This is a genomic window from Aeromonas sp. R4-1 (assembly GCF_040908325.1).
In the GTDB taxonomy this organism is placed as follows: domain Bacteria; phylum Pseudomonadota; class Gammaproteobacteria; order Enterobacterales; family Aeromonadaceae; genus Aeromonas; species Aeromonas veronii.
In genome coordinates, this window is record NZ_JBFODM010000047.1 from 1 (window position 1) to 11,186 (window position 11,186).

Below are 11,186 nucleotides of genomic sequence, written 5' to 3' on the forward strand. Positions count from 1 at the left end.
AGAATCTGCTCCATGCGGGACAAGAAAATCTCTTTTCTGGTCTGACGGCGCTTACTGCTGAATTCACTGTCGGCGAAGGTAAGTTGATGACTCATGATGAACCCTGTTCCATGGCTCCAGATGACAAACATGATCTCATATCAGGGACTTGTTCGCACCTTCCCTAAGTGAAGAATGAGCGTAGCCCAGCTTTTTGCGTCCACCCTTAATGCGATTATTATGTTTCAGTATTTGCTGAACCTGCAAGCCCTTTTAACAAAGATTCCATCGCATCCGCGCCATCTCTTAGCGCCCAACCTTGATATAGACGTTTCATACTATCTTCTTGTTGATTATCTAATACGCCGCTAGAGATGGCAAAGTCGCGAGCCATTTTATAAGCATCAGGTTGCTCGTTTTTAAATTTTTCCAGCATGGCTAAACTAGCAAACATAAAGCCTCTTTTTCTCCTTCGGTGACATGAGGGGAGTTTTTCAATATTTTTGCGGCCTGATACTCGATGCTTTTTAACTCTGAAACTTGTACTTGCAAAAGTTCTTTTTCAGCTTCAATGGTTGCACTGTCGTGAATAAAAAAAAGAAGTAACTAGAACAAGAAATACCACATAAGACACATGAATTAATTTAGATTTTACGCCTGCCAATTGCATTAAATAGCTGATGATCGACGCTAGACTTCCAATAATTCCTATAGTAATAATCAAATTTTGCAACTAACTCTCCCTGAAACATAACGCCCGCTTAAGTGGTGAGCAACGCAATAAAGTGTTTCAGCACACCACCTAAATCAATAAAATCAACGCATGATGAAAATGCCACGCGTTGCGAATCCGTCTTAAAGCGTTTGTTATGTTTATTTTCCAAAGCGCAAGCCCAAATCCTGAAAATCAATTTCCGGATTTAGGCTTCTTTCAGTTAAAGCATATTTTGATTCAGAAAAGTCCATACATACGAGGTCTATACTACCATTAGTCAACATCGATAGCGTTCGCTTGTCTTGTGAAGATGCCTTCGCGCCAATATAGATCTTGGTGATTTTGCCCGGATGAGTATTTCTGTTATTACCATCATGGATAATGCGATACTCGTTTTCATACGCCCAAGATTCATGCTTTATGGTCAAAGCTTTACTTATCATTGAGTAGTATTCCTCAGCCTGTCCAGCTGCCTGCTTTTGATCATGCAATTCCATAAATTCTTGGTCAGTATTCGGCAATAAATCAAGGTAACCATTTATGGCTTCAACTGATTTATACTCAACTTTACGAGCGTTTTGTACAATACACCATCTGTCGTTGGGAGAATCTCCGAAAATCCCTTGTTCTTTTAAACTAGCAATTTCCTCATCACTAAAAGGCGTATATTCAATACAAATTCCTTTATGCGAATCAGCATAGTGAGACCACATTAGCAAATTGTTATGCTCAGTTGCCAAACATAGTATTTTCTTGGTTTCTAAAAAGAACTCTTTAAACTTCTTCCCTTTCATTAACGCACAATCAAATGGGTCATTGAAACTGAGCGGGGAGCTATACCAACAATACTCATTGATAAACGCATCAAGAACATCCTTATTTAATGTCATGTATTTATAGAACTTCAAGCTTAACCTCTTTAAACATAACGCCGCATTAAGGGGTGAACAACGCCACCACTAAACCTAAACCATTGCGCCGTAAACACTAAAAATAATTCAGACCAAAACGGCCAAGCGTTGTGAATCCATCTTGAATGCTTTGTTAGGGAAATTATTATAAGCTTGTAACTTTGACATTTCTCTTACCGCTTTTAGTTTCACGCCAAACTTCAACTCTAAATTGATCTACAGCAGGTGGGGAACGCTTCGGCTGAGGATTTCGAGGCATTTGTGGGCGCTGATCGGGAATAGTTAACTCATCTCCATCAGAGTCGATTAACCTTAATTCCATTTGTTGCGGAACTACCGGCGTTTGCTCCAAAGACTCTTTGAGGCCATTTACAAATTCAGGGGCTTCCTCTAGTTCTGCACCGAAGATTGATTCTGCCTCTTGCATTGCCATGTCGACTGTTATTCCACCACTCTGAACTTTGGCAAAAAGGCTTTCTAAACGAGCAAGCGATTCTCCACGCTTTCGTAGTTTAGGTTTAGCTGTACTGAGGTCAAAAGGTGAGCTAGCTCTTTCCCCAAGATAGTCGCCAATAGCCTTAACTTGATTATTTATCGTTTGAAGCCCAGAGATGAATGAACCATATTGAGCAATACCAAAATACAAAACGCTTGCAGTAGCAAGTATTTTACCCTTGGCCTTTATTGACCCCTCTTCAACCTCTAGTACAAGAGAATAGTCATTTAGTTCTAAGTTTTGCCCAACATAAAGCTCCCATTCGTCAAAAAGCCGTGTCGAATAACTCTCAAAATCTTCACGAGGTAAACTTGGCACTCCGATATAGAAATCTACTGTACCTATATTGGCCATTTTTATTCCTTTCGCAAAACTTGAATTGCCCTAACAGTGATTCATGTACAGGACCTTAAGAAAAAACGTTAATTAAAACGTCATCCAAGGTCCTGTTTTGTATCGATTTTCTCTGCTTTGTCCGACGGGCGTTTTTAACCAAATAAACTGAGGCCCACTCCAACCGCTTCCTTATTTCACTCATTGCCCGGTGCGCTATTATCGCCTCCAATATCGGGAGCCACCATATCACACCGTTCTTCGCAGCCTTCAGCGTGGATAAACCCTCTTTCACCAGGGTCTGGGCAACTCGCCGCTTCAGCACCAGCGACAGCAGACTGACCCATACCAGACCCTCGGCGATCGCTTTCTGTCCCGTCACAAAACCCTTGAGGTTGTGGTGCGATTTCCACTCCTTAAACAGCAACTCGACCTGCCAGCGACCGCGATACAGACGCATCACGCGCTCTGCTGGCCATGCATCACGTGGCAAGTTGGTCATCCAGATGCAGAATCGCTTCTCCTCGGCGAACCAGCGCCGGATCAATCGATACTCGTACTTGCCCGATTTCACATCCATATCCAGCACTTCTGCCCGGCAGTGCTGCCGTCCGGCCTCCTTGAGTGACATGCCGGTCAGCACTTTGGCATCAGGAAGAAACTGGCGCTCAGACGCGGTGTCGGCAGAGAGCTGCATACAGACCGGTTTTTGCTCCAGCAGTGACATGAGCATGTGGCATTCGATGGCGGCTGGGCTGATGGCCTTGAATCGCCCAAGAAAAACAGTCACAAGGCGCTTGTGGACCGCAAAAGAGGTGCCGTCTTGCAGCAACACCTGCTTGAAGGCCCCTTGGGCAACGTCCTTCACCTGCTGGCCGATGCGCAGGGCAATGGCTCGCTCAACCAGGGCATTCAGAAACTGGGCAAAGGCGGGTTTACGCAACTGGTTGTGAAAGGGTTTATAGGAGACTTGATGTGCGTCAACGAGCTGCAAACCATTGAAATGCTGATGCAAGTTGGCAATGGCATCGACCTTGTCTCCCCCGAAGGCGCGTAGCAGGGAGGTGACCAGCATCCAAGGAGTAATAGCGCGCAGACGCAGGCAAAACTTGCAGAGGCGGGCAATGCGCTCAAGCTCGGCGGGAGCGAGGAGTTGATTGAGATCTAGTGGTTGGTGTCGATAATAGTCATGGCTTCGGGCGTGGCGATTTTGTTAGGCGATAAAATCAGATCACAAACGAAGCCTTTTTCATATCTATTTCAATTGGTTGCCGCTAAAGATCCTGTATATGAACAGTGATTAGATGGAAGGCGGTACTAATCCGTTAACAGAGCCTTCCGTATAACTCCACTCTGCCCTGATAGTCGCCACGAAAAAAATCAAATTAAATCAAAACATTACCAGTCTGCCTCTGATACTTGAACGTATTCGCTTGACTTCCATTTTTTGCTCAATCCTTACCACTGTATATAAAGACAGAAAAGGAATTAGCCATGGAAGGAGCCAGCAAGCCCCGCTTGCGTGAACAGGTCAGGACAGTGATGCGTACAGCATCCGTACTGAAAAGTCCTACTGGTACTGGATCCGCAATTTCATACGCTTTCATCAACTGCGACACACGCAGGAACTCGGTTCTGCTGAGGTCAATGCCTTTCTCACCCGGCTTGCCGCCGAACGAAAATGTGTTGCCGATTAACAATCAAAAAATTAGTACAGCCACCATGTTGAGTAACGGGTAGCCACTCGCTTACCTATCTCATCAGGCAAGGCTACCGCCCCTGAGTTACAGCCCTCAGCCCGCTGCTGTTAACCAACATGGTGTCACGAATCGCTCCCATGACGCTTCCCTGAGAGATTAATTTTCGTTTGGCTATCTTAAGGGAGTAGATCGAGACATGGAAAGAGGAAATGGATAAAAATATGAGCAGGCTCAATCAATTAGTGAACGACTGCTTTGTTAAACTGGTAGTTTGGTTAGCAGAGGATACGGATATGTTCCTCACCTAGCCCCTTTGCTACAGGGTGAATCACCCCGACTTCTTTAGACACTTCAAAGCCGTTCAGGACTTATCCCGCACCAGTAACTTGGCCGACGGCTCTTTCCTAACGAGTTCAGAGTGGATCGTTAATGCTCTGAGATGAGTTCTGATTGACCGGCCTCCCTTGCTACGCCACGTCTTGACCTGCGTAGCTAAACTCTGGATCATATATTCACATAGAACGCAGTTCTATGTGGAATTTATGAAAGTAAAGACGGCTTCCGATGAGACGCATTTTTAGAAATGGCGATAAGGAGGATCGCGCACTGAAAAAGAGGCAGCATGAAATTCAATTCCAGCCAGTAAAATAAAAAAAACCTTTTTTTGTTTTCATGAAAAAATTCCTTTTGGATTTGAAAACAAACGGGGGGGCTAGACTTTTTAAAATGAATGCTTGATGCTTTCATACCTACTTATTTCCGAGATGTCAACCGATGAGGATAAGAGTAGATTTATCCTCATCGAGCCGGGGGATTGTTAAGGGGGTGCAATATATCACATGCAATACTTATATATATGTAGTTCATTGCACCATTACATCCAATTAATTGGCGGATGTGGATGAATCTGCTAAATGTGTGATAGCAATGCCATCTGTTAATACATATTCAGTCCGTTCAGATGTCGCCACCCTTGTCACCCAACCATTATCGACACATTTTTTTATGTAATTTTTTGCCTGCCGTTCTTTTACAGAGAAATACTGGCAAAACCTCTCGGTCAATGTGGTGGCAGAAATCGCCTCCTGGCCTTCCAGTGCCTCCAGCAGCCCATCCATCAGCCTGTCGCGCTCCTCCCCGATGGCACTGACTAATGTCAGCCCAATACGATTAAGGAGTATTTCGTCAGGTGTTTCAACAGCCCTCGCACTGAACGTCAGGTTGTAGCGAGCGCCCTGACCCTCTCGCGTCCCCAGTGAGATGACACCATCGGCCTCACCATGAATCGAAGAAGCTCCCCGCATGCTCATTACGCCAGCGTTAACCCCACCTGCATTAGGCGAAGCCTTTCTTGCGTGATGAACGATGATGTGTGCAGCTGAGCCGCTGATTTTTCGAATGGCTCGCATCACCTGACCCATTTCGCCATTGTTGTTTTCCTCTGCATTATGCATCCGAGCGAGGACATCCCAGATGATCAAATCCGGTTGAATGTCGTTGACAATATCTATTATTGCCTGTGATGCCATAGGATCTAATACATCAGTCGATTTATAATCGCCGCACCGCAAGAATGTTTTAATGTTTTTTGCATCTCCCAAGTTGGTCTGTTCCGACATGGTGTAGTACCGCTGCCAAAACAATCTGTCATTGACCTCAAAATCCATATACAATACGAGCGCTGGCCTTTTAATTTCCCAATTTAAAAATACACTACCGCTGGCTACAGCCAAGCCCAACTGCGTTGCAAGCATCGATTTACCCGTTTTGGGCGAGCCATTAATAATCCACTGTTCGCCTTTTTCAATCAGATTATCCACCACCCAATTAGGGCGTTGCTGGCTGGAAATTAATCCAGCAGCAGGACTGAAATTATAATGTTTTTCATTATTCATAAACATACCTATATTATTGTGGTGACTTAGTACTATGTTGATATGTCTCATCGTTTACATATATGCATAAGCTAATCATGCGTATATGTATAATTAACTACCCCGTGTTGTTGCAGATACAGTGTTTTTATGTCTGATATTGCGCTATCAGTATGAAGGGCATGGATAATCAGGTATAAAAATGCCACCAACAATGGTGGCATTGGTCGTCTGTCCTCGATCAGCAAATGAGCCCGAGCGCCCGAAGGCGTTGGAGCGCCCGATCCTGTGCATCGTTCGAATAATCGGCTTCCAGAGTGATCCGAGCAAGGCGCTCAACCAGCCGCCTGCCACTTTCATCGAGCCTCACAGACACATCGAGCAATGACACTGTGTATTGAGTGTTACATGCCGATGCCAACGCAGCAGCCAGCACCCTGCTAGATCCGGTGCGCGGGTGTTCTGAAATGATTGCCAAAATTTCGTTTAGAATTTTCATCTATTTCCTCTATGTTGTTAAACAATATGGTGCCTTTTCGGCTGTCATAAATTCTGCTGGTTAGATACTGGTTGTGATGTAAACGCCCTCGATTGATCAGCACCAAGCGATGTTATGGCTGCGTTTTGTGTAATAACAAATAATCATCTAAACATTTTTTATGTCTGGTATTTCGCCATCAATATGGATGACCGTCACCGATATATAGGCATCAAGGTAGTTCCTCCTCGTGCCTCGTCAGACTCCACCTTGACCCCTATATTCGGCTCCTTTGTCATGCCATATTAATCGCTTCATACCCTCCATAAAAATGGGTTCTCCACCCCACTCCGGTCGCTGCGCAACCTACGGGGGTTCCGGTCTCGTAACCTCGACACACCCACATTCTTACGTTCGTAAGAATGTTTTACCCCGCGTTCTTACGCTGTGTTGGCTCTGCGTTCTTACGGTTGCGACGAAGGCGTTCTTACGGTTGCGCCCCAGGGGGATTTGCCATGCTGTGATAGCAGCAAGGCTGTCCCCCTGTAGCCGCCCCCTTATCGGGATAAGTCGTCATCGGCATCGCGATGCCGATTGATGAATGCCGCCATGCCTCTCGGTGTTGTTGGGGCAGTTGAATCTGCGCTCGGCGAAGGCTCAGCCACTGTTGTGGGTGTAGCTTCCTGGCGATAAGTTTTGTTATCCACAGAAAGCTCGGCGTGCGTTGTCCTGATATGGCTCAGGTCAGCATCCGCTGGGCAAGTGGGTAACACGTTACCATTAGCGGATTTACGATTGCCGTATTTGTCCACAGAAGACGTTGCCTGATGACCCATGATGTAGGCAATGCGCTGCCGGTCGAGCCCAGACGCTTTGAGCTCAGAGCCCATCTGATGGCGCCAGCTGTAAAAGGTCGGCAGCGATTTTCGCGCCGGCCAGAGGTTTTTGCCCGCCGCACGCAGCTTGTCCTGCAATGAGCCAATTTTTGCTTTCTTTGCCTCGGTCACCATGAGTTGCAATTTCTCTGGCGAAATCGTGTCAAACTGTAAGACCCTATCTGCACCACGTTTGCCATCATGACTTTTTTTGGCTCCGATAACGGTGAGCCGATTACCCTGCGCAGTTATAGTGGCTAGTTCAGCAGGTCTTATCCCCGCGCGCATAAACAACAATATGGCCGCCAACATAGCGCTGTCATTACGCGCCTTAAAATACTGAATCAGTGCAACGAGATCATCATTATCGACCTTTTTAACTCTTTTTTGTTTTGCCTTAACCGGTATATCTGGCCTACTCAGGGCCTGAATTCGCTCGGCCGCGTCGGGAAAATTCAACAATTGTTGATGATATACCAGTGCACAGCGCAGTTTTCGCCAATAGCCAGGGCTGCATTTTGAAGCGCGAGCCAACAATTCATCCGCAATGTTTTTTGCTGTGATATTAAGGCCCTTTTCCTTTAGGATTTCATAATGATTTTTTGCCAGTCTTTCATATTCCTTTTCCGTTGCCTGTGTAGCCATTCGGTCATCTCCCAGAGCGCTTGAATAACGCCTTCTTTAGATAGTGGGCAGGATTTCCCCACCCACGACGTGGATCCCTTTATTAAAGGTGCGATTTAGTTTTAAATTAATGCTGAATGCGTGATGTAGACAGTGATTTACTGCGCCACAGAAATTCGCTGCATTAAAACACTCATCAATCTCTGCATGACAGCAGGAGTTGCCAGTAATGCGTCGACATCGAATTCGCTTTCTGTGTTTTTATCTTCAGTTTTTTGATTACAGCTCGGCACAGTAACTTGAGCCTGCTGACCAGCCATACAGGCATTAAATACCGTGTCAGCCCTACCCCTATAATCAGGGGCGTCCTCCATCAACCACTTGCCATAATGGCGTACCACCATTTCTGTACCGGTGTGCCCCATCTGACGGGCTATCCACTCGATGCTGATCCCCGCCGAGAGCAGTTGGCTTGCATAGGTGTGCCGAAATTGAGATGGCCCCCGATAACGCACCCCAGCAGCCTGACAGAACGGCCTGAAAAACCGCTCACGGAACTCATCAACCGAGGCATAACTGCGCCTTTTGGCGCTGTAGTAAGCCAGCAGGGTGCGTTGTTCACTCATCTGAGTGCGATTGTCCGACCTCGTGACCGTAATCTTCTTAGCCTTACGATGCTCCGCTAGCCTCATCAAGGTTTTGAGAGATCCAACAGCCTGTTCTGACAGCTCTATCGTGCGAATAGATCCCCTGGTTTTGGGCGTTTTGTACTGCCCATCAACCAACGCAAGGTCAACCAATAAGATTTTCTTGTCGAGATTGACCGCCTCCGAACTGACCGCCATTAACTCACTGATGCGCAGACCCGTAGAGATACCGAGTTGGATGAGTGACACCTCCAGCAAATGGGTGCTTTTCAGGGCAAGAAATGCCTTAATTTCGTATTGATAAAATGGATCAGGTTCGCCCACCTCAAATTTGCATTTTTTAATGCCATCCATTGGACTGGTATGAATAACACCATCGCTGACAGCTCGTGCAAAGACTTGTCTCAATATATCCAAATATTGGTTAATGGTATTTCCTTTATATTTTTTGTTGCAAAATTTCACTACGAGCAGTTCAATGTCACTCGCACGATATGACGTCAGCGGTTTATCACCAATCCATTTTATCAACTGTTCTGCTTTACGCTTCGAAATGTCATAGGTTGTCTGCGCATACTGGTATTTTTTGATTTCCAGGTGCTGACGAATGGCTGACGCCAGTGAATGCTCATCAACAATGACTGAACGCACAGTGTTGTGTTTAGTTTTTTGTTTTTGAACGGTCCTTTTATTGGTTTGTTTGTTCATAATTACCCTCATTACAGTTATAAATACTCCTTCAATTACAAAAACAGCAATAGCAAAACGTGATGCTCACGCATCGATACCGAGAGGGTAATAGTGCACCTAAAAACAGCGATATAAATTACTCTGTGACGCTATAAACAGATAAGTTTCACCTCAAAATCCTGTTAATTTGTCAAATGCCAAGTATACATTAGCGATAGCTGATGTCATTTAATCGATATAATCAAATGTTCCCGTCAGATTTTTACTCAACATTGCATCAAGCAAATACCATGTGTTATTCACTTCACCCGAATTTGGGTAATAACAACCCGTTCAGCGTATCGAAGATAGCTGTGATATTGGCGGTATTTTTTAAATCTGAAGGGGTGATAACCCTTGTTTGAACGAGATAAACGTGTCGGTGTGTTCTACGCCATATTCATTTCGTTTCGATCCTTCGTGTTTACTGTCGTTGTTATGTCCTTGTTAGCAGCTTTATCAGCATACTACAACGATTGAGGACCACTCGTCAATGAAAATAACCCACAAAGAAAAAGAAATGTCAACATATTTTTATTAGGTTTTTTAAATATTTTCCAATGTACTTAAAATCATTATAAATCATGAAGATAGGGCCATGCCCGCCCCATTAAACCGCCGAGAAATGTTCTCATATTGGTTTTTTCATGGGGGGGAGACCGCCCTGTTACCCAAAAAATATGCGTCATCTTTACGGTGATTTTCCCCCTGACAGCAGGTGGTGGGGTATCAGGTCGGTAGGAAGGGATTGGATTTTCTCATTCAGCAGCCTAATGTTCACACGTTTGCCATAGCGGCCAAACGTCAGGCCGTTTTTACTGTGTCCCGCAAGTTCGGCTACAACATGCTCAGCGACATCCGCCTGCTGTAACTCATCGATGAAGGTATGCCGCAGCCCGTAAAGCGTGGGACGGCCCTGACCTACGATGCCAGCCTCATTGAGGTGGCGTTGGAAGCGACAGGTGATGTTATGCGCCCAGTCGTCGTCTTTGCCTGATGGTTTGTCGTCGAACAAAAATACCTGCCCCTGACCGCGACGACTCTCCACATAGTCCAGGAATTGATGTCCGATCAACGCACTGTGCAGTGGCACGGTACGGTACGCATTGGCACTCTTGAGCTGTTGATCCACCTCTCCCGCATCGACCATCAGACACCAAATCCCCTCAACCTGTTTGATGTTCTGAGTTTTGAGCTGGCAAGCCTCGGAGGGTCGCAGCCCGGCATACAGGCACAGCAGGGGCACCCACCAGTCTTGAACTCTCATTTTTTTGCCTTTCTGGGATTGTTTGCTGCGCAGGCTGGCAAACAGCTGAGCCAGTTGAGGGCGATGCCAGCGCACTCGCTCCTCATCCGCCCGTTTGTGCGGCTTCTTGCCTGCCGTCAACCCATCAAAAGGGTTACGGCTGCAATAGTCCAGCGCCACGCACCAACGGAAGAACTGTTTCAGGGCGGCGAGGTAATCTCCTTTGGTTTTGAAACTGAGGTTGGTCTTGCGCAGCAAGCTGTTGCGGTACTCCTGCGCCAGAGCGGGCGTCACCTCATCGACTTTAACCCCTTTGGCCCAGGTGACGAAGGCGTTGATCCGAAGTTGGAGCTGGCCCACCGACCTATGCTGGATCCCCTCACTGGTTTTAGTCTCGATGAATTTCGCCAATGCGTGGGTGAGCATGATCCCACTGCTGGGGCAAGCTGAGGCATCAACAGAAGGTTCACGAGGTGTGGAAGGTGTTTGAGGAGGGATGAACCCCGCAGCCTTGAAAGCGTCAAGATCGGCGCGGATCCAGCGATAGAAACTGCGAGGGGAAGTATCAGCAGGGGTAGC

Annotated in this window: 9 protein-coding genes and 1 pseudogene; 1 reads left to right on the forward strand and 9 read right to left on the reverse strand. The window is 46.3% G+C overall.

The features are described 5' to 3' along the window. Positions 1-217 precede the first annotated feature (217 nt). The 4 genes and pseudogenes from AB5Y90_RS07680 to AB5Y90_RS07695 form a co-directional block, all read right to left on the reverse strand. Entirely contained in the window at positions 218-433 is a 216-nt protein-coding gene (locus AB5Y90_RS07680) for a hypothetical protein (RefSeq protein ID WP_368166761.1), read from the reverse strand. Positions 434-852: 419 nt separating this feature from the next. Beyond that, a complete protein-coding gene (locus tag AB5Y90_RS07685; protein ID WP_368166762.1) occupies positions 853-1,602 on the reverse strand; it encodes a DUF2971 domain-containing protein in 750 nt (249 codons plus the stop codon). A gap of 148 nt (positions 1,603-1,750) precedes the next feature. Further along, positions 1,751-2,455 carry a hypothetical protein gene (locus AB5Y90_RS07690; protein WP_368166763.1) on the reverse strand — a complete coding sequence of 235 codons (705 nt, stop codon included), beginning with the start codon at positions 2,453-2,455 and terminating at the stop codon, positions 1,751-1,753. A gap of 55 nt (positions 2,456-2,510) precedes the next feature. Further along, positions 2,511-3,625 (reverse strand): annotated as a pseudogene (locus AB5Y90_RS07695) (transposase). Positions 3,626-4,029: 404 nt separating this feature from the next. Here AB5Y90_RS07695 and AB5Y90_RS07700 point away from each other — a divergent pair. After that, on the forward strand, positions 4,030-4,131 hold the full coding sequence (locus tag AB5Y90_RS07700; protein ID WP_368166765.1) for a hypothetical protein: 102 nt from the start codon (positions 4,030-4,032) through the stop codon (positions 4,129-4,131). An 887-nt stretch (positions 4,132-5,018) separates the two neighbouring features. Here the strand turns inward: AB5Y90_RS07700 and AB5Y90_RS07705 are convergent. The 5 genes from AB5Y90_RS07705 to AB5Y90_RS07725 all read right to left on the reverse strand — a co-directional run. Then, entirely contained in the window at positions 5,019-6,029 is a 1,011-nt protein-coding gene (locus AB5Y90_RS07705) for an AAA family ATPase (RefSeq protein WP_234879834.1), read from the reverse strand. Between the two features lie 220 nt (positions 6,030-6,249). Then, a complete protein-coding gene (locus AB5Y90_RS07710; RefSeq protein WP_016351021.1) occupies positions 6,250-6,507 on the reverse strand; it encodes a hypothetical protein in 258 nt (85 codons plus the stop codon). Positions 6,508-7,043: 536 nt separating this feature from the next. Then, positions 7,044-8,006, reverse strand: a complete 963-nt coding sequence (locus AB5Y90_RS07715) for a site-specific integrase (protein ID WP_113740801.1) — start codon at positions 8,004-8,006, stop codon at positions 7,044-7,046. Positions 8,007-8,143: 137 nt separating this feature from the next. Beyond that, the gene (locus AB5Y90_RS07720) at positions 8,144-9,340 is read right to left on the reverse strand and encodes a site-specific integrase (protein WP_239497654.1); all 1,197 of its coding nucleotides are present in this window, start codon (positions 9,338-9,340) and stop codon (positions 8,144-8,146) included. Positions 9,341-10,052: 712 nt separating this feature from the next. After that, positions 10,053-11,186, reverse strand: a 1,134-nt coding sequence (locus AB5Y90_RS07725; RefSeq protein ID WP_368166764.1) for a tyrosine-type recombinase/integrase, incomplete at its 5' end; no start/stop codon positions are given.

Bases quoted from the DNA above. Each gene is read 5' to 3' on its own strand.
- AB5Y90_RS07680 (WP_368166761.1), bottom strand. From the start codon at position 433: ATGTTTGCTAGTTTAGCCATGCTGGAAAAATTTAAAAACGAGCAACCT.
- AB5Y90_RS07690 (WP_368166763.1), bottom strand. From the start codon at position 2,455: ATGGCCAATATAGGTACAGTAGATTTCTATATCGGAGTGCCAAGTTTA.
- AB5Y90_RS07705 (WP_234879834.1), bottom strand. From the start codon at position 6,029: ATGAATAATGAAAAACATTATAATTTCAGTCCTGCTGCTGGATTAATT.
- AB5Y90_RS07710 (WP_016351021.1), bottom strand. From the start codon at position 6,507: ATGAAAATTCTAAACGAAATTTTGGCAATCATTTCAGAACACCCGCGC.
- AB5Y90_RS07715 (WP_113740801.1), bottom strand. From the start codon at position 8,006: ATGGCTACACAGGCAACGGAAAAGGAATATGAAAGACTGGCAAAAAAT.
- AB5Y90_RS07720 (WP_239497654.1), bottom strand. From the start codon at position 9,340: ATGAACAAACAAACCAATAAAAGGACCGTTCAAAAACAAAAAACTAAA.